Below are 19,678 nucleotides of genomic sequence, written 5' to 3'. Positions count from 1 at the left end.
CGCGAGAGCGCCCCCTGGACCGCGCTAGTGCCCCTCCTCGGCGCACTGTTTCTGATAGGCGTCGTAATCGAGCAAATCGTCGAGCGCCGATTCGTCTTTGAGGCGGACCTTGATCAGCCAGCCCTGGCCATAGGGGTCGTCCTTGAGCGTCTCGAGCTTCTTGATCAGGGCTTCGTTCACGGCGACGATCTCGCCGTCGACCGGGCTGTAGAGATCGCTCACGGCCTTGACCGATTCGATTTCGCCGAACGATTCGCCGGCGGTGACCTGCGTGCCGACTTTCGCGAGGTCCATAAACACCAGGTCGGTCAACGCTTCGATGGCGAAGGCGGAAATGCCCACGGTGGCGATCTTTTCGCCGCGTTCGTCGAGCCCGACGTGTACCCATTCGTGCGTGGTCGCATAGCGCAGCTCTTGCGGTGTCAAGCGATCGATCCTTTCCCGGCAGAGGACAGGGAAGCGGCGCGCTGCGGAGCGGCGCCGCGTTGATAGAACGGTAGCGCCACGACCGTGGCCGTGTCGCGATGGCCGCGGACCTCGACGACCAGTTCGGTCCCAGGCGGCGAGAACGCCGGTTCGACGTAGCCCATGGCGATCGTGCGCTCGAGCGACGGAGAAAACGTGCCGCTGGTCACGTGACCGATCAAGCGTTCGGCCGACAGCAGGGTCGCCCCCTCGCGCGGGATCCTGCGACCGGCCACGGCCAGGCCGACGCGCCGCGGCCGCGCGGCGTCGTCGCGCAACTGCGCCAAGGTTGCTTGCCCGACGAACGACGGCTTCTGCAGATCGACCGACGAGCCGAGGCCCGCCTGATAGGGGTCGATCTGTTCGTTCAGCTCGTGACCATACAGCGGCATCCCGGCTTCCAGCCGCAGCGTGTCGCGCGCACCCAGGCCGACCGGCTGAGCGCCGGCTTCGACCAGCCCCTGCCACAAACGCTCGGCCGCCGCGGCCGGAACGATCAGCTCGAAACCATCCTCGCCCGTGTAGCCGGTGCGGCTGACGACGGCTTCGACGTCGCCGAGCCGCGCGTGGCACGCGGTGTAGTATTTCAGTTCGCCGACGGGCGACGACGTGAGCGGAGCGACCAACTCGATGGCGCGTGGGCCCTGCACGGCGATCATCGCAGTCGCGACGGTGCCGTCGCGCAGCTCGACGCCGGCCGGCGCGGGATGCGCCGCGAACCAGTTCAAGAGCTTGGGGCGGTTGCTCGCGTTGACGACGACCAGCCGCGCTGGCTCGTTCGCCGTCGTGGTCAAGTTATAGACGAGTACGTCGTCGAGGATGCCGCCGGCGTCGTTGGTGACCAGGGCATAGCGAATCCGCCCCGGCGACATCGCGGCCGTCGCGCGGGTGACCAGCGAATCGACGTACCGGGCCGCCGCGTCGCCGACGAACCAGAGCCGGCCCATGTGCGAGATATCGAACACGCCCACGGCCGTGCGCGTGGCGAGGTGTTCTTCGACGATCGACGAGTAATGCGTCGGCATCAGCCAGCCGGCGAAGTCGACCATCCGTCCTCCGTGCGCGGCGTGCCAGTCCGCCAGCGGCGTTTTTGCCAGGGTGTCGGTCATCCGTGGACCACTCACAGCGCGAAGGACATGCAACCCCCGCCGGAAGGTTCCAAAACCCGGGGGGTGTACGAGGGTTGCCGAGATGCCAAAGAGAGAGGCGACGACCACCGCTGGTCGCACGCCTCCGCGGGTATTGTACCGCCGTGGGCTGCTGCTGCCAGGGGACGCGCCCGCTCGATTTTCGGCCCGAAAAATGGCCGCGCGGCCGCGGTCAACTTGCCCTAGCGCCACCCTGCCCGAGGGCCTAGAACGTCGCCGCCCAGCGCACGCCGATCACGTCGGCGCCGGGCAACGGGTGGGGCAGCCACCAGTGCTCGTGATTGAGCAGCAACAAGCTTCCGCCCGGCAGGGTGAAATTGAGGCCGTAGGTGAATCGATCGACGTCGAAATTGCCGCTGGGCAACCGGCTTCCCGGTGGCGGCACGCTGCTGTCGGTTTGTTGGACGTCGAAGCGGAAAAACGCGCTGATTCGGTAGGCGCGCGACAAGAGCGTTTCGATCTGCCCGTAGCCGCCGCGCACATGCTCGTGAAACACAAACGGCACCGGCGGCAGCGCGAGCAGATCGGCCGTCGTCGCCGACAGGGGGCCGACGTACCAATAGCCGGCGCGATCGTTGCATCGCTCCGCGTATTCGGCTTGAAACCAGAACCAATCCTGCCAATGCAGGGCCACGTCGCCGCCGAACAAGGCGTACTGCAGATCGTTGAGCCAGGGGCTATACGGATCGTTCCGCGAGTAACGCCCCGTCGCGGCCGAAGTGCCCACGGAGATGACGTCGTTGCCCACGGCCACTCGCCCGCCGACGGCCGGGCTGCGGTTGTTGTCGACGTAGTCGCGGCTGTAATCGAAGTCGATGCCTTGCGGGCCGCCGGAGAGTCCATTGACGAGATACAAGTGGAACGTGGCGTTCCAGTTGTCGGACAGCGCCGCGGCCAGATTCAACGCGGCGCCTTCGTCGGAATACGGCATCGGTAGCACCGGATCGCCCAGGTCGTTGGGGTGGACCATCTGTCCCATGTTGTAGATCAACGGCGCGGTGACCGAACGCTGAATGCCCGGGTTGACCTGTTGATAAAACCGCCCGAAGGGCACCACGAAGCGCCCCGCCTCGATGTTGGCTTGGACGGGCAGGCCGGCGGCGGCTTCGCCGAAGGCGCATTGCCCCAGATCGAGCCGCAGACAAGCCTCGACCAGCTCGAGATTGCCGAATTGCGAACCCTGGTTGTGGCAGGCGACGCAACTCGTCACCCGGCCACTGACCGGACTGCCGTTTTGCGCGAAAATGCCCAACCACACGTCGCCGAAATGATTCTGGTTTTCGACGTCTTCGACGCCGCCGCGAAACGTCGCCGCCAAGGCGGCCGTGGCCGACAAAGGGGGCAACGCGAAACCGCCCGACGGCGGTCCCGCCAGGTGCGCGGGATCGGTGGGACCGGCCACTGAGGTCAGCCAGGCGGCGATCGCCTCGTGCGTCACCGGCGAGATCTCGGCGCCGTCTTTTTGCGCCATCCGCGCGACGGTCGCTTGCCAGGCTTCGAAGTCCTTCGACTGGGCCAGCGATTTCTCCGCGTCGTGGCACGACACGCACGATCGCTCGAAGGCGAGTTTGCCAGCAGCCATCAGCTCGGCGTCGGCTTCGGCGTCGGGCCGCGGTACCGGCTCGGTCGATTCGGGGCTGGCAGTGCTGGCGCTTTCGCCTTCGTGGGCCGCGTCGGCCACGGGCGCCTCGTGCAATTGCGCCATCGCCGTAGCGGCCGCGAGGGCCATCGCCGCAACAGCGCAGCCAAGAAACGCTCGAACGATCGGCATGGCCGTGACCTCGGCGACAGCGCCGGTGTGAGAAGAGCAGCGCGCCCGACAGGGTGGCAGACTCTACCGGGCCAAAACCCGCACGGGCAAGGTCATCCCGGGCCCGGCAGATAAACTTCTTGCAAGGGAGTTGTCAGGTAATTTCCGCTTGCCGCTCGGCGTGCAAACCGCGAATACTCTGCCGCCCTGTTCGGCAGCAGTTCGCATCATTCGGGGCAAGGTTCTTTGCCCGGCGGTCTTCCGGTGCCAGTCAGGGCGCGATCAACTCACGGACGAGTTGCATGTTCACTTGCGCGCACCAAGGGCTGCGCTATGCGCTGGCGTTGTGCGGCGTCGTTGCGCTGGTCTCAAACGGCTGCTCGCACAATTCGAAGTCGAGCAGCGTGACGCAGGCCACGAGCCCTACGCCCGTGACCGGAACGAATCTCAGCGGCATCGATCTTGGCCGCGCCCTCTATACCGGGCGCTGCACCGAGTGCCATTCGGCCAAGAAGATCACCAGCTACAGCCCCAGCGAATGGAATCACCTGATCGACGACATGTCGGGGCGAGCGAGTCTGAATTCGACGGAGAGGCAGGCCCTGTCCGATTACGTCTACTCGGTGCTGGGCAACTGAGCCCGCGGCGCTAAGCGTGCGAAGCGCAATGCGGCTTCAGCGCCTTCCGCGCTTGGGCCGGCCCTTGTTCGGGGGGCGATGCTGCGGGGTCTTGCCCGGCTGCCGCGACGTGCCGCGGCGGTCGCCGCGCGGCGAACGCTCCGGTCGCGGAGTGCGCGGCGAGGCTTCGCGCCCTGCAAGCCTGAAATCCAGCTCGCGACGGTCGAGATCGACCCGGGCGACGACGACTTGCAGGATATCGCCCAGGCGAAAAGCGTTCCCAGCACGGCGGCCGGTCAACGTGTGCGAGGCCCGGTCGTAACGGTAAAAGTCGTCCTGCAGCGAAGTGATGTGGATCAGTCCTTCGGCGGGCAGCTCCAGTCCCTGGACAAACAAGCCGTAGTCTTCGACGCCGGTCACGACGGCCCGCAGCTCATCGCCAATTCGCTCGCTGAGGTAATGCAGCAACTTGAGCTTGATCAGTTCGCGCTCGGCCGCCTCGGCACGTTGTTCGCGTTCCGAGCAGTGCTCGCCTTGAGCGGCCAGCTCGCCCAGGTCGTGGCGCACCTTGCGTCCCAGTAGCAGCGCATCGACCAGCCGGTGGATCGTCAGGTCGGGATACCGGCGAATGGGCGACGTGAAGTGGCAATAGCAATCGCTCGCTAGGGCATAATGGCCTTCTTCGATCGGGCTGTAGACGGCCCGTTGCAGGCTGCGCAAGACGGCATAGTTGACGGCGTATTCGGCCGGGTGCCCGACGACGCGGTTCAGCAGCTTCTGCAGTTCGAAACGGCTTTCCAGGCTGTCGACCGCGAACCCCAGCTCGTTGACGAAATCGGTCAAGAGCTTCTGTTTGCGCGGGTCGGGCGTAGGATGGATGCGGCGCAAGAACGGCCAACCCGCTGCATGGAGTTTTTCGGCCACGGCGATGTTGGCCGCGAGCATGAACTCTTCGATGATTTGGTGGCTGGTGGTGTTCTGCACACGGTGGGCGCCGCTCACGCGCCCCTCGCGGTCGAGGTCGATCTTGACCTCGGGCATCGACAGCTCCAGCGCGCCGCGCGCAAATCGCCGCCGGCGGAGGATCATGGCCAGCCGGTGCATCCGCTCGAGCAGCGCGTGGACAACCGGCGTCAGCTTCGCCCGCCAGCCGTCAGGCGCGGCCAGGTAGTCGTCGACCTCCTCATACGCGAAGCGCCGCTGGCTGCGGATCGCCGAGCGGTGCAGCTCGACATGCACCGGGACCCCTTCGGGCGAAAACTCGATGATCGCCGACTTGGTGTACCGCACGCGGTCGGGCTGCAGGCTTGCCAGGCTGTTGGAGATCAGCTCCGGCAGCATCGGCAGCACCCGGTCGGGCAAGTAGACGCTCGTCGCGCGGGCATAGGCCTCGCGGTCGAGCGCCGTTTTGGGCGGGACGAAATGCGCCACGTCGGCGATATGCACCCCTAGCAGCCAATGGCCGTTTTCTTGCTCGACGAGCGAAATGGCGTCGTCGAAATCGCGGGCATCGACCGGGTCGATCGTGATCACCGTTTCGGCCGTGAAGTCGGTGCGGTCGCCCAGGTTCGTTTCGTCGAACAATTCGGCCTGTTGGCGGCACTGCTCCAGCACGTCTTCGTCGAATACCTCGGGCAGCTCGAACTCGCGGACGATCGACAAGGTGTCGACGCCCGGCTGGCCGCGGGCTCCGAGCACCTCGGTGATTACGCCTTCACCGTCGTGTGCCGGTGACGGAAACCGCACCATTTCGAAGACGACCTTATCGTCGGGGCGAGCGCTCTTGGCGCCGGCGTCGCCGACGAAGATCGGCGCGGCAAACAGCGTGCCGTCGACCTGCACGTAGCCGGAGCCGCCGGTCTCGAAATAGGTGCCGACAAACTGGTGCGTGTCGCGCTCGACAATGCGGACGATTTCACCTTGGCGATTCCCGGCGCCGTAGCGGCCGTCGCGGGTCAAACGCACGAGCACCGTATCCCCGGTCGAGGCGTCGCCCGTGGCCTTGGCCGGAATGAAGATGTCGTCGCCCGGTTCGCTACCCGAGGGGCGCTTGAGGCGTACGAAGCCGAAGCCGCCCGCCTTGCGGATAAAGGTGCCGGTCAGTCCGGCTTCTTGGCCAGTGCGTGGCCGCGCCGCGCGCGTGGGCGGGGCCGGATGCGCCGGCGGCTGCGTGCCGGCTTCGACCAGGTGGCGCGGGCCGTAATTCAGTTCACCGCGTTTCACGAGCCGCTTGACGAGCCGGGCCAGCGCCCGGTTTTCCGTGGCGTTCAGGCCCAGCAGTTTGGCGATCACGCTCGGTTTGGCGGGCCGATAGCCCGGCGTCCGTACCAGCGCCAGCACCCGGCCGGCGAGCGAATCGTCCCCCTCGTTGCTCGCCTCCGGCGGCGAAGCGTCGTCGCCCGCGGGATCATCTGCGTCTGCAGCCAGCGGTTCGTCGTCGGCATTCATGACGCGCCCGCCGAAGCACCGCGACCTTTGAACAACTTTCGTCCCAGCGATTGGTGGTACAGCGTCCACGAGCTTTCGACGTTCGGGTCTTCATCCATCAATTGCTGGAAACAGTGCAGCTTGGCGTCGAGGCTGTCGAGATAGTGCAACGCCAGCGCCTCGGGAGTCATCGGCACCTTGGGACTGCCGAATTCGTATTGCCCGTGGTGGCTCACGATCATGTGCTTGAGACGCAGCACGAGTTCCTCGGGCACCGCCTGGCCCGTCTGCCGGGCGACTTCCTGCAGCTTCTCGTCCAAGAGCGAGATGGCCAGCACGAGGTGGCCGAGCAATTGGCCCGAGTCGGTATAGCCCAGCGACGCGCGTTCGAAGTCGAGCTCGTCGACCTTGCCCAGATCGTGGAGCAAGGCGCCCAAGAGCATCAAGTCGCGGTTCAGCTGCGGATACAGCTCGACGACGCGGTCGACGACATTCATCAGGCTGACGACGTGTTCGAGCAGGCCGCCCAGGTAGGCGTGATGATGCTTCACGCCGGCCGGCGCGCGGCACAACTTGCGCATCAAGGCGGCGTCCTGCAGAAAGCATTCGGCCAGCGCCTTGAGCTGCGGATCTTGTTGCGAGCGCAGCAATGCCTGCAGCCGGCGCAACAACGTGTCGACCGGCACGGCGGGCTGCGCCAGAAAATCGTCCGCGTCGACTTCCTCGGGGCTTACCCGGGCGATGCGCGTAGCGATCATCTGCATCGAGCCCTGGTAAACCTGGGCCGTGCCGGTGACCCGGACGAAATCGCCGTCTTCGAAGGCGCGATAGACTGTGTCGTTGGCGTTCCACAGCCGGGCCGTTACGGTGCCCGAGCGATCGGCCAGCTCGACCTGGAGATAGAGGTCGCCGTTCTTGTTGGGGCGCAGTTGCTTGCCCGAGGCGAGGTAGACCTCTTCGATGTGTTCCTGGTGACCCAGTTCCGCAATGAACCGCCGGACCATGATGCCGCGCCTCTCAGGTTGCCGCGCTTGGACCGAACCCCGGCGCGGCCGCCAGATCGGGCAAGAACCAGGTGCAATCGATCGCTATGGCCTGGATTCTAGGACGCGCTCGACTGCCCCACAAGGCAAGGCCCCGCCGCGGCGGCGGCGACTCGCCTTACTCAACCTGCGGGCTTTCCGTAGAATGCCGCGCGAACGGTTTTCGCGAACCGCGCCTCAATTTCGAGCGAGGCGGAAGCAACATCGACCGCAGCCCATGCCGAGGTTTTCGTGCGCTGGACCCAAACGTTCATCCCCACCATGAAGGAATCGCCCGAGGGGGCGGAAATCCCCAGCCACGTGCTGATGTTGCGCGCCGGCATGGTCAACCAGCTCATGGCCGGGGCCTACACCTACCTGCCGCTCGGGCTGCGGGCGCTCAAAAAGGCCGAGCGGATCGTGCGCGAAGAAATGGACCGCGCCGGGGCGATCGAATTGCTGATGCCGGGTTTGATGCCGATTTCGCTGTTCGAGCAGAGCGGTCGCATCTCGGCGTTCGGTTCGGTGTTGATCCAGTTCAAGGTCCGCCGGCAGAACCGCGACATTCACCTGGCGCTGGGTCCTACGCACGAGGAGGTGATCACCGACCTGGTGGCGCACCACATTTCCAGCTACCGGCAATTGCCGATCACGCTCTACCAAATCCAGACCAAGTATCGCAACGAAGAACGTCCGAGGTTCGGCGTGCTGCGGACCAGCGAGTTCTTGATGAAAGACGCCTACAGCTTCGACACGAGCGTCGAGGGGCTGCAGGCCAGCTACCAGAAGATGTACGACGCCTACTGCCGCGTCTTTGCGCGTTGCGGGCTCCCCTACCTGCCGGTCGAGGCCGAAAGCGGTCCGATCGGCGGCGATGCCAGCCATGAATTCATGGTCCCGGCCGAGAACGGCGAGGACACCGTCGTGCATTGCCCGGGCTGCGGCTATGCGGCCAACCTCGAGCGGGCGGAAACCGGCCAGCGCGCCGGACGTACGGCCGCTGCGAGCAGCAAGCCGCTGACCAAGGTCGACACTCCGCAGGTCGGCAGCATCGAGCAGGTGAGCAAACTGCTCAAATGCCGTCCGGAACAGGTGCTGAAGACGCTGATCTACCTGGCCGACGAGCAGCCGCTGGCAGTGTTGCTGCGCGGCGATCACGAGGCCAACGAGGGCAAGGTCCGCCGCGCCAGCGGCGCCGCACAACTCGTCCTCGCGCCGCCGGACGTGATCGAGCGCGCGACCGGGGCGCCGGTCGGGTTTGCCGGGCCGTGCGGCCTGAAGATTCGCATCCTGGCCGACTACGACGTGGCCGCGGTCGCCGATGCGGTGGTCGGCGCCAACGAGGCTGACAAGCATTACACCGGGGCTAATCTCGGCCGTGACTTCCAAGTCGAGGCGTTGGCCGACTTGCGCAACGTCGTGGCCGGCGATCCCTGTCCGCGCTGCCAGCAGACGCTCGAACTGCGCAAGGCGATCGAGGTGGGCCACGTGTTCAAGCTCGGCACGAAGTACTCCGATGCGCTGGCCGCCAAATTTCTCGACGCCCAGGAAACGCAGCACACGATGATCATGGGCTGCTACGGGATCGGCGTCAGCCGGATGCTGGCCGCGTTGATCGAAACTTCGCACGACGCTGCCGGCATCATCTGGCCTTTGGCGCTGGCGCCCTACCAGGTGATCGTCGATCCCTTGAACGTTTCGCAGCCAGAAGTGCTCGCCGCTGCCGAGCGACTGCACGACGAACTCGAGGCAGCCGGGATCGAGACGCTGCTCGACGACCGGGATGTCCGCGCCGGGGTCAAATTCAAGGATGCCGACCTGATCGGCATCCCGTTGCGCGTGGTCGTGGGGGACCGAGGCTTGAAGGCTGGGCAGTTGGAGATCAAGTGGCGACGCGATGCGGAGCCGACCAATATCCCCCTGGCCGACGCAGCGCAGACCATCCAGCGGCTCTTGGTCGAAGCGGCCTGCCAGGTGGGCCGGTAAGCGCGTCGACTGCCCCTTTCCTTGGGCCACGAAGCTGCACGCCATGGGCCATCCGCACCCGCACCCGCCGGTGTTACGGATTCTAGCGGCCTTCAGCCGCTATGAAGCAGCTCTCGACTGGGGGCGCGAGCAGGCCGTCGCCGCCTGGGGCGCCGTGGCGCTCGAAGGCCCCCGCTTTGAGTTTGCCGAGACCGACTATTACGCGCCGTCGATGGGCCCGGGCTTGTGGAAAACGCTGTGGGCCTTCGAACCCCTGGCTCCGCCCGAGGAGCTGCCTGCCTGGAAGCACCAAACCAATGCCTGGGAAAGCACGTATGCTAGTTGGCAGAGGCATCCCGAGGCGCGGCCGTTGAATCTCGACCCCGGCTACGTCACCGCGGCCAAGCTGGTGTTGGCCTCGACCAAGGATCATGCCCACCGTCTGTATCTGGGCCAGGGGATTTTCGGCGAGGTCACCCTGCACGTGCGCGATCGCCGGTGGCAGCCCCAGGCGTGGACCTATGCCGACTATCGTCGGGCCGATGTGCAAGAGTTTCTGGAGACGTGTCGCCAGTACTATCGGCAGCGGCAGCAGGGACTGCGGCCAAGCGAAGGACCAGGCGCGTGATTGAGCTGATCGCTGGTGCCACGATCCCGGCCGCACTCGTCAGTTGGCTGGCGTTGTTCGTCGTGCGGCGCAAGGCCGGCACCTGGGGCCTGGTCGATCGCCCGGGGCATCGCAAGGTCCACGAGCATCCCACGCCCTTGGGCGGAGGGTTGGGCATCTGGCTCGGCGTCGTCGCGACGATTGCCGCCGGCCAGGTCGCGCTGTGGCTGGTCGATGTGCCCGCGACTGGGCGCCACACGGTCTTGGGAATCGAGCTTCCCGAACGGGCTGCCACGCATCTGGGAGGGCTCAAACAACAAGCATCGCGGCTATGGGGGCTCGTGGCGGCCGGTACGGTGATGATGGCCCTGGGCCTGGCCGACGATCGTCGGGCGCTCGATTGGCGGTTGCGCTTAAGCGTTCAATTCGGCCTGGCGGCGTTGCTGGTCTTTGGTGGCGGGTGGCGGTTGACGATGTTCCTCGATGCGCCCCTGCTGACCGGCCTGCTGAGCGTCTTCTGGATCGTTGGGCTGATCAATTCCTTCAACATGCTCGACAACATGGACGGGCTCTCGGGCGGCGTGGCGGCCATCTCGTCGGCCATGCTCGCGGCCGTGATGCTGCTCACGCCCGAGCCCGCGACGAATCACCCTCAGTTGTTCGTCGCGGGTTTCTTGCTGCTGCTGGTCGGCTCGCTGGCTGGCTTTCTGTTCCACAATCGACCGCCGGCCCGGATTTTCATGGGTGATGCCGGTGCTTATTTCATTGGCTTTTGGATCGCGATGGGCACGATGATGGCTACCTTCTCGGGCGGGGCCCTGCCCCGGCACGCCATCCTTGCCCCCTTGTGCGTGCTGGCCGTGCCGCTCTACGACACCGCGACCGTCGTGCTCATTCGCCTGCGTTCGGGCCTGAGCCCCTTCGTAGGCGACAAGAATCACTTCTCGCACCGCCTGGTCGAATTGGGTCTGAGCAAGACCCAGGCCGTGCTGACGATTTACCTCACGACGGCCACGACCGGGCTGGGGGCGTTGTTGCTGCACCAGGTCGACTTCGGCGGCGCCATCGTGATTGTGCTGCTGGTCGCTTGTGTGCTGGTGCTGATCGGCGTGCTGGAGACGAGCGCTCGGCGAAAATTGCGCCGCGAACAGGCCGAAGCGGCACGGCGATCGAAAACTGGGGTCGTGACCACGTCATGAAACCGTCGCCCAAGCCGCAGCCACCACTGGCCGGGCTGCTCTTGGCGTGTGCCACGGCGCTCGTCGTGGCCCGACCGTTGGTGCCCAGCGAGATGTCGGCCGCGCGCGGCGGTGGCCAGTTGTTTGTCGTGTCCTGGCTGCTGCTGGGCACCGTCTGGGCGGCGTGCCTTGCGCTGGGGCGCGTCGGCGCTGTCCGGTTGCGCCTGATCGATCTGCTGGTGCTGGCGCTGTTCGGTATCCAGGCCGCCGTCGCGGTGGCCTGCGCCGCTGAGGGTGCGACGCGCCCGGCGCTGAACCTCGCCGGCGAACAAATCGCGCTGGCATTGAGCTATTTCCTGCTGCGGCAACTGATTCCGAGCATGTCAACAGCACGGGCATTGTTGGCCGCAATGATCGCCTTGGCCGTGGCCGAAGCGGCGCTGGGGCTCTATCAATACGCCGTCACGATGCCCGCCACCCGGGCCGCATACCGCGCGCAGCCCGAATTGTCGCTGCGGGAGGCAGGCATCGACGCGCCACCGGGCTCAGCCCAAAGGGCGTTGTTCGAGCAGCGCTTGGCAAGCACGGAACCCCTGGCCCGGTTCGAGCTGACGAATTCGTTGGCTGGGCTCTTGCTGGTGTGGCTCGTCGTGCTGGCGGCCGCGCGCGCCGATGTGCCGGCCGTGTCGTTCGTGGCTCGCTGGGGCCCCTGGTTGGTTGGTCTGCCGCTCGGCGTGGTGCTGCTGCTTACCAAGAGCCGCAGCGCGCTCGTGGCTTGGGCCGTGGTGCTTGGCGTGCTCGCGTTGCGGCGTTTCGCTCACCGGGGTTGGATTTCATGGCCGCGGGTGCTGCTGGCCGTCGTCGTGCTTACCGCGGCTGTCGCCGGCGCGCTGGCGACGGGCGGGCTGGATCGCGAGGTCCTGACCGAAGCTCCCAAGTCGCTCGGCTACCGGCTTCAATACTGGCAGGCCACTGGGCAGATGATCCGGCAGTCGCCGTGGTGGGGTGTCGGATACGGCAACTTCGCCGATCAATACACCCGGTTCAAATTGCCGGAAGCCAGCGAAGAAATCGCTGATCCGCACAACTTCGTGCTCGAAACCTGGGCCAATTCGGGGATGTTCGCGGGCGTGTTGCTTGCCGTCGTGCTGGTGGGTTTCTTTCGTAGCGGCGTGCAGCCTTCAAGCGTGCCGACGAAACCCTCCGGCAACGATCAGCTCGAGCACTGGATCGCCGCGGGAGCGGTCGCGGCACCGATTGTCGCGCTCGCGGCCAGCATCCTGATAGGTGTTCCGCTCACGGCGATCGACCTGTTGCTGGTCTACCTGGCCGGCGGCGGGGCGTGGTTGCTGCTGATCGGTTGGAGGCGCTCAATGGCCCCGCTTGGTGGCGCGATGCTGTACGGTGCGGCCGCTTTGCTGATCAATCTCCTGGCCGCCGGAGGCATCGGCTTTCCCAGTGTGGCCGGCAGCTTGTGGTTGTTGGTGGCGCTGACCGTGGCCATCGCGCCGCCAGCTAGCGCGGCCGCCGCCGTGCAACCGCTCCGGGCCGCGGTCGCAGCGGTGTGCCTACTCGCGGCAATGCTGCTGGTCTACTCCGGCTCGTTCTTGCCGGTGATCGCTTGTCAGGCACGATTGGAGTCGGTCTCAGCCATGCCCAACCCGCCGGACGAGCAGCGCGCCTTGTTGCTCGAGGCCGCGGCCGCCGATCCCTTGGCGCCCGAGCCTTGGTCGAACCTGGCCCAGCTTGAGCTGGAGTCGGCCCGGCAAGACCCTGAGCGGCCCGGCGATCTGGAATCGTTTCGCGAGGCAACTGCCGCCTGGCTCGCGCATGCCAGCCCGGCGAGCAGCGCGGCGTGGCTGCACGCCGGCGACCTGTACCTCGCCGCGTTTCATTTGCAGGGTAAACCCGTCGACCTGGACGCGGCCGTGCAGGCCTACCGCCGGGCGGTCGAGACGTACCCGCACCATGCAGTGCGGCGGGCCAAGTTGGCCTTGGCCTTGGCCGAGGCCAAATATCCACAGTCGGCTGCCGAGGCCCAGCAAGCCTGGCGCCTCGATCAGCTTACCCCGCATGCCGACCAGAAGCTGCCCGAGGAGCTGCGCGCGGCACTCGAACGCCAGGGGTGGCCCGAGCCGCGCGCAAATTGACGGTTGCGCAGACCGTTCTTACGATCGACGTTAGCGGAACGCAAAGGCCTTATTGGACCGAGCGACTGATGCGCAGATTCTTGCTGTTGGCGTGTTTGTCGGCGCTGCTGGGCGCTGCCGTGGGCGGAGCATCGGCGCTGCCGACGTTCGGCATTCTGCGGGGTGTATCCGATCCCACCCGACCACAGCCCGCTCCCGTCAACGATGCCCGCGCGCCGGCCTTGATCCCCGAGGGCAAGCCGCAGCCGAAGGCGGTGGTCGACGAGCCGCTGTACGACTTCGGGGCGGCCGATACGAACACCAAGGGTGTCCACGTCTTCAATATTCGTAACACAGGCGAGGGTCCGCTGGTCCTGACTCAAGGCGATACCACCTGCAAGTGCACGATCAGCAAGCTCGGCACTGAACCGGTGCCCCCCGGGGGAACCGCCGAGGTGACGCTCGAGTGGACCGTGCGCACGGCCTTTGGCGAGAGCTTTCGCCAGGAAGCCGTCGTATTTACCAACGACCGCCAAAGTCCCCGGCTGGTGCTGGTCGTTCAGGGGCGCATCAGCGAAACAATCGTGGCTGTGCCGAACCACCTCGATTTCGGCCGCATGCTACGGACGGAGGAAAAGACGGCCGTCGTTCACGTCTATAGCCAGTTCGCCGGGCCCTTCGAAATCAAGCAGTTCTCGTTGACCAATCCGAGCATCGCGGCCTATTTCGAGGTGAAGTTGAGACCGCTAGCACGCGAAGAGTTTCGGCTCGATACGGCCCACAGCGGATATGAGCTGCTGGCACACCTGAAACCCGGCTTGCCGCTCGGACAGATTGAACAGAGAATCTTGCTGACCACGAACTTGGAGCAGGCCCCCGAGTTCGAACTGCCGGTGCTGGGCTACCTTGACAGCGATTTCAACATCCTGGGCAAAGGGTGGAACCGGCTGACGCAGGTGGTTGACCTCGGGTCATTGGCCCCGGGAGAGGGTGCGACCCGGCAGTTGAGCTTGAAAGTTGCCGGCCCGCTGCGCGACACCATCAAGTTTCAGACGCCACAGGTCGACCTGGCCGGAGTCACGGGCCAATTGGGAGAACCGAGCCGCACGGAGCATGCCGTCCTGTACCCGCTCACGATCACGATTGCCAACCAGTTGCCCCCGCAGACCCACCTGGGCACGGCCACGGCCCCGTACGGAATCCTGGTGCTCGAAAGCAACCACCCCGAGATTCCGCGTTACGAGATCAAGCTGAAGTTCGTCGTTCGCGAGCGGTAGGTGCCCGAGTGCGGCCGATTTGAGTTCACGGAAGAATTCGTTTCCTGCAGAGTAAGGCTACCTTGATGGATCGGCGCATTGTGCCTGCGGTTGTGCTCTTTGTCTTGGCAGCGTTGCTGGCTCACGGATGCGACCGGTCTTCTGCGCCGCCGGCGCAGGGCGAAGCTCAGCCGCAGCCTCCTGCGATCGAAATGTCTGCCTCCCCGACCGCGGATGAAGTGGCCGAAGCGGCCCCCCCTGCCCCGTTGCAGGTCTACGACGATCAAGCCGAGCAATTGCCTCCGGCCGTGGCGGAGACGCCGGCCCCTGTGGTCGCCGAGGTGACGGCGGCCGTTGGCTTGCCGGTGCAAGAGCTCGAACCGGCGCCGGTCGAACCGGCCGTCGCCCAGGAAGACAAAGTGCGCGCCCCCCGCGTGCCGAAGCTGCCCAACGACGAGCAGCCGCGCGAGGAACAGCCCAAGATCGACCCGGTCAAAGTGAACGGGCCCATCTTCGTTGGCGACCGCTGGCAGCATATCGACGTCGCGATCGTCATCACCGGCGAACAACTGGGCTATCTCGAACCGTGTGGTTGCGCCGGGCTGGAGAACATGAAGGGTGGGTTCAAACGCCGCTTCACGCTGATCAAGCAATTGCGCGAAGAACGCGGCTGGCCGCTGGTGCTGCTCGACCTGGGCGGGCAGGTCCGCCGCTATGGGCCGCAGCAGGAAATCAAGTTCGACATCGCCCTCCGCGGGCTGCGGCAGATGGGCTACAACGCCGTGGCGCTGGGGGCTCAAGAATTGCAGCTTTCGACCGAGTCGCTCGTAGCCGCGGCGGCCGACGACACCAACCCGTTCGTCGTCACCAACATCGAGTTCAATCCCGAAACCACGGGCATGGACCGGATCGGTCAGCCGGTGCGCGTCTTGCAAGTTGGTGGGCACAAGATCGGCGTGACCGCTGTGCTGGGAAAGAAATACCAGCGTGACATCAAGAATCCCGACTTGAAACTCGGCGATCCCGAGGCGGTGCTGGCCCAGATTCTGCCGAACTTGCGCAAGGCCTGCGACTTCGTCATCGTGCTGTCGCACGCTCCGGTCGAGGAGAGCGAGGCGCTGGCCAAACGATTTGCCGAGATCGACATGATCGTCACCGCCGGCGGGCACGAGGAGCCGCCCGCCGAGCCGCTGCCGATCCCCGGGGCCCGGGGCAAGCTGGTCGAGGTGGGCCACAAGGGAATGTTTGCTGCGGTGATGGGGCTTTCGAAACAGAACCCGCTCCGCAAGCTGGTCTATCAGCGCGTGCCGCTCGACGTGCGGTTTGTCGACGATCCCGAGATGCAACAACTGATGGTCGAATACCAGGAAAGCCTGCAAGCGGCCACGTTCGCCGCGCTTTGCCCGCCGCCGGCTGTGCATCCCAAGGGGACCGACGCCGAGGATCTGCGGGCGCAATTCGTGGGCTCCGAAACGTGCGGAACCTGCCACTCGCAGGCGTACGAAAAGTGGCAGAATACGCCGCATGCGCATGCGACCGACACGCTGGCAAACATCTCCGACCCGCCTCGGCTGCACGACCCGGAGTGTCTGAGCTGCCACGTGACGGGGTGGAACCCGCAGCAGTATTTCGCCTACCTCACGGGCTACACGAGCATCGAGGAGACGCCGGCGCTGAAAGGCAATGGTTGCGAAAACTGCCACGGGCCGGGCGCCGCGCACGTCGACGCCGAGACCAACGCGGCCGACAACGCCGAGGAGCTACGGGCCGCGATGCGCGTGACGCTGGCCGAATCGGAGAAGCGCGCCTGCGCCGAATGTCACGACCACGACAATAGTCCGGAGTTCAACTTCGAGACGTATTGGAAAGAAATCGCGCACCCGTGGCGCGACTAGTTCGCGGCGGCGTGGCACTGAACTGGTGCGCAGCCGCCGAGCGACCTGCTGCGTGAGCCAGACGCTCAGCTCCCCGTGATTTCGGCCATGGCCGTGTCGGGAATGTTGAAGTTGGCCGAGACGCTTTGCACGTCGTCGTGGTCGTCGAGCTTTTCGAGCAGTTGCAACACCTTGCGACCCGTCTCCGCGTCGAGATCGACGGTGTTCTGCGGAATCCGGGAGATCTCCGCGACCTCGGGTGCAATCGAGTGCGACGCCAGGGCGTCGGACACGCTTTGGAAACTGCTCGGGTCGCAGGTGATCTCGAACTTGCCGTCCTGTGGACGCACGTCGTCGGCACCGGCCTCCAGCGCGATTTCCATCAGCTGGTCTTCGTCGATCCCGGCCGCTGGAACCAGGAACAGCCCCTTGCGTTCAAACATCCACGCCACGCAGCCGGTCGCCCCCAGCTTGCCGTCGTACGTTTCGAACAGCTTGCGAACCTCAGGCGCCGTGCGGTTGCGATTGTCGGTGAGGATTTCACACAACACGGCCACGCCCGCGGGACCGTAGCCCTCGTACAAGACCTCTTCGAGGTTGCCGCCTTCGAGCTCGCCGGTCCCTTTTTTGATGGCACGGGCGATGTTGTCCTTGGGCATGCTCACGGCACGTGCCGCGTCGATCGCATAGCGCAGCCGCAGGTTGGTCGAGGTGTCACCTCCGCCGACCCGCGCAGCGACGATGATCGTCTTCGACAGCTTGCTCCACAGCTTGCCGCGCTTGTTGTCGATCAGGGCTTTCTTGTACTTGATGCCCGCCCAATGCGAATGACCGGCCATAACAGGAAGTCCGTCGTGAAACGCTGGAATGCTGCCTAGTTCTGCGGTGCTGCGTCGACCGGATGTGCAGCGAGTTTCTGCTGCGTGGCCTCGATCTGCTTGCTCTCGACCGCGGGGTCGAACGCCGCCACGGCCCGGGTCCAGGCCTCGCGCGCCTCGGCGACCTGACCCAAGGCCAGGAGCACGTCGCCCAGGTGATCGAGGATCACGCCGTCGGGATCGTCGCCGGCGACCGCTTGCCGCAGCTCGGCCAGCGCTTCTTCATCGCGGCCCAGCCGGTGCAGCGTCCAGCCCAGGCTGTCGCGATAGGCCCCGTTGTCGGGCTCGGCCTTCACGGCCGCTTGAACCATCGCCAGGGCGTGGCTGAGGCGTTTCCCCTGGTCGGCCCAGAGGTAGCCCAAGTCGTTCTGGGCCGAGATATCGTCGGGGAATTCGTCGAGCACTTGTTCGAGCCATTCTTCGGCGGCCGGCAAATCATCGTGCAGCACGCGCAGATTGGAGAGGATCAATCGCGTGTCGCGGAGCACCTCGCGGGTCTCTTCGATCGTGTAGTCCTGATCAAACAGGGCGATCAATTTGCGATATTCGGATTCGGCCGCGTCGAACCGCTTGGCATGGTACAGGACCCAGGCCAGGCGGCTTTGCAACAAGGGAGCAAATCGGGCGTTCTTTTCTCCGGCGCTCGTCGCTTCGCGGGCCACGGCCAGGGCCTCGTCGGTCTGGCCGGCTAATTCGAGCGCGCCGGCCAGGTAGTAGCGCGCCAGGATCGACTGTGGGGCCTCCTTCGGCAGCACGTCGGCTGCGCGGCGCAGATGCTCGGCCGCAGCCGCCGGGTGTTCGGCAGACAGCAGCGCGACGCCCCAATCGATCAACAGTTCACCCTGCTCCTGCGGCGACCGCGGGCCCAGGGCCAGCGTGAAAAACTCTTGCCCCACGTCCAACCGCCCCGCCTCGAGCGCGAGCAACGCCACGGCCAAATGCGCTCCCGCCGGGAGCTTGTCGGGCTCGTCGGCCATGCGCTGGCGCAGGGCCGCGATCAGGCCGTCGATGACCGCAGCATCGCCCAGGATGGCGTCCAACTCTTCGCCCAGGACGTCGAGCGAGCGGCCTTCGCCGCTGCAGACCGCCAGCGTATCGACGAGCCCCGAGAATTGTTTCAACTCGCGATCGGCCCGGGCCAAGGCTTGCAGGATTTCGACCGTGGGCCGTTCGGACACGAGCGGCCGCAGCAAGGCGGCAACCTTGTCGAACTGGCCCGCTTCGCGGTAGCGCTCGGCCAGGTAATAGGCCAAGGGCACATTCTTGGGATCGTCGGTCTGCAAGGCTTCGAGCCGCTCGACCAACGCGCCCTTTGCACCTTGCCGCTCGAGAATATTGGCCAGCAGCTCGTAGGCCGCGATGCCTGCGCTGTCGGACTTGGCATGCAAATACTTGCCCAGTTCTTCCAGGGCTTTGTCGGGGTTCGCTTGCGCGAACGCCACGCGGGCCAGGTTGTAGCCGAGCAGCGCTTCGTCGTGCTTGGCCGCATCGGCGGCGCGGAAAGCGGCCGTGGCCTCTTCAAGTCGGTTGGCGGCAAAATAGGCATCGCCAAAGCTCAAGTAGGCCCCTTGCTGCCCGCCGAGCCCTTCGAGCACGACGGCGCGGACGCGTTCTTCGCCGGCTCCACCGCCCTGCGCTTCGATGCGCTCTTGCACGAGGCGAAATGACTCGGCCGCCTTGTCCGCCTGGTCGTGGGCCATGTATAGCTGTGCCAACTCAGACGTCAGCAGGATGTAGGCCGGCGACTCTCGATCGAGATCGGGCGAAGCGAGCGCTCGCTCGTACAGCGCGATGGCCCGCTCGGGTTGTCCCTGTTCGGCCAGGTGCAATGCCAGCGCTCTCAACAAGACGACGGGGCCCTCGGGCGTTACGTCGGCGGCCTTGACCGCGTAGCGGATCGCCTCGCCCATGCGTTCGAGCTCGGTGGCCAGCGTGACGATTTGCTGCAGAATCATTTCCGACGCCGGGTCGAAACGCAGGGCGCGTTGGTATAGCCGCAAGGCACCAGGCAGGTCTTCGCGCTGCTGCTTGGTGCGCGCGGCTGCAAACAGACTCAGGGCTTCGAGGTGGTCGCGATCGGCCTCCGTCGCGACCTGTTTGGGATCGAGCGGTTCGAGCGGATTGCCCGCTGCGTCGGTGACGACCTCGCTGACCGGCTTTTCGGTCGCCAGTGGCCGTGAGAGTTCGGCGGGCGGCCTCGAGTCGGTCGGATCGGCGGCCGGAGCCGGCGCCTCAGCGCGCAGCGCCGGCAGCCAATCGCCGAGCAGCACGAGGAAACCGGTCAGCAATACTGCCGAGGTCAGCAAAGAACGGTTCACGTCGAGTTCCTCAGCCGGAGCTGCCCGGCGGAAGGGGCACGTTG

14 protein-coding genes are annotated in these 19,678 nt (G+C 65.8%); 7 read left to right on the top strand and 7 right to left on the bottom strand.

Annotated elements, in window-relative coordinates; translation table 11 throughout:
* Nucleotides 1–24 precede the first annotated feature (24 nt).
* From gcvH to K1X74_10230, 3 genes are all read right to left on the bottom strand, one after another.
* The gene (gene gcvH, locus K1X74_10240) at nt 25–426 is read right to left on the bottom strand and encodes a glycine cleavage system protein GcvH (protein MBX7166713.1); all 402 of its coding nucleotides are present in this window, start codon (nt 424–426) and stop codon (nt 25–27) included.
* A complete protein-coding gene (gene gcvT / locus K1X74_10235) occupies nt 423–1,574 on the bottom strand; it encodes a glycine cleavage system aminomethyltransferase GcvT (protein ID MBX7166712.1) in 1,152 nt (383 codons plus the stop codon). Before gcvT ends, gcvH begins: the two co-directional genes overlap by 4 nt.
* 244 nt (nt 1,575–1,818) lie before the next feature.
* Nucleotides 1,819–3,384, bottom strand: a complete 1,566-nt coding sequence (locus K1X74_10230) for a hypothetical protein (GenBank protein ID MBX7166711.1) — start codon at nt 3,382–3,384, stop codon at nt 1,819–1,821.
* Nucleotides 3,385–3,665: 281 nt separating this feature from the next.
* On the opposite strand from K1X74_10230, the gene K1X74_10225 reads away from it, so the two are divergent.
* Nucleotides 3,666–4,001: a hypothetical protein gene (locus tag K1X74_10225; protein ID MBX7166710.1), complete on the top strand. Its 336-nt coding sequence runs from the start codon at nt 3,666–3,668 to the stop codon at nt 3,999–4,001.
* A gap of 36 nt (nt 4,002–4,037) precedes the next feature.
* Here K1X74_10225 and rnr read toward each other — a convergent pair whose 3' ends face one another.
* Together rnr and K1X74_10215 are read right to left on the bottom strand one after the other, a co-directional pair.
* A complete protein-coding gene (gene rnr / locus K1X74_10220; protein MBX7166709.1) occupies nt 4,038–6,428 on the bottom strand; it encodes a ribonuclease R in 2,391 nt (796 codons plus the stop codon).
* Nucleotides 6,425–7,411, bottom strand: coding sequence for an HD domain-containing protein (locus K1X74_10215; GenBank protein MBX7166708.1), 987 nt, complete (start codon nt 7,409–7,411; stop codon nt 6,425–6,427). Before K1X74_10215 ends, rnr begins: the two co-directional genes overlap by 4 nt.
* 270 nt (nt 7,412–7,681) lie before the next feature.
* Between K1X74_10215 and K1X74_10210 the strand changes: the two genes are divergently transcribed.
* From K1X74_10210 to K1X74_10185, 6 genes are all read left to right on the top strand, one after another.
* Nucleotides 7,682–9,415, top strand: coding sequence for a proline--tRNA ligase (locus K1X74_10210; GenBank protein MBX7166707.1), 1,734 nt, complete (start codon nt 7,682–7,684; stop codon nt 9,413–9,415).
* A 43-nt stretch (nt 9,416–9,458) separates the two neighbouring features.
* Entirely contained in the window at nt 9,459–10,022 is a 564-nt protein-coding gene (locus K1X74_10205; protein MBX7166706.1) for a DUF4416 family protein, read from the top strand.
* Nucleotides 10,019–11,200, top strand: a complete 1,182-nt coding sequence (locus K1X74_10200) for an undecaprenyl/decaprenyl-phosphate alpha-N-acetylglucosaminyl 1-phosphate transferase (GenBank protein ID MBX7166705.1) — start codon at nt 10,019–10,021, stop codon at nt 11,198–11,200. Before K1X74_10205 ends, K1X74_10200 begins: the two co-directional genes overlap by 4 nt.
* Complete coding sequence (locus K1X74_10195) at nt 11,197–13,329, top strand: O-antigen ligase family protein (GenBank protein ID MBX7166704.1); 2,133 nt, start codon at nt 11,197–11,199, stop codon at nt 13,327–13,329. Before K1X74_10200 ends, K1X74_10195 begins: the two co-directional genes overlap by 4 nt.
* Nucleotides 13,330–13,397: 68 nt before the next feature.
* Nucleotides 13,398–14,585 (top strand): DUF1573 domain-containing protein, encoded by a 1,188-nt coding sequence (locus tag K1X74_10190; protein MBX7166703.1) that lies wholly within the window; start codon nt 13,398–13,400, stop codon nt 14,583–14,585.
* Between the two features lie 191 nt (nt 14,586–14,776).
* A complete protein-coding gene (locus K1X74_10185) occupies nt 14,777–16,459 on the top strand; it encodes a hypothetical protein (protein ID MBX7166702.1) in 1,683 nt (560 codons plus the stop codon).
* A gap of 65 nt (nt 16,460–16,524) precedes the next feature.
* Here K1X74_10185 and K1X74_10180 read toward each other — a convergent pair whose 3' ends face one another.
* Nucleotides 16,525–17,277, bottom strand: a complete 753-nt coding sequence (locus K1X74_10180) for a YebC/PmpR family DNA-binding transcriptional regulator (protein MBX7166701.1) — start codon at nt 17,275–17,277, stop codon at nt 16,525–16,527.
* A gap of 35 nt (nt 17,278–17,312) precedes the next feature.
* Nucleotides 17,313–19,634, bottom strand: a complete 2,322-nt coding sequence (locus K1X74_10175; GenBank protein ID MBX7166700.1) for a tetratricopeptide repeat protein — start codon at nt 19,632–19,634, stop codon at nt 17,313–17,315.
* Nucleotides 19,635–19,678 lie beyond the last annotated feature (44 nt).

The organism is Pirellulales bacterium (assembly GCA_019694435.1).
GTDB lineage: Bacteria > Planctomycetota > Planctomycetia > Pirellulales > JAEUIK01 > JAIBBZ01.
Note: the sequence above shows the minus strand (reverse complement) of the source record. Positions and strands in the feature narration are given on the sequence as shown.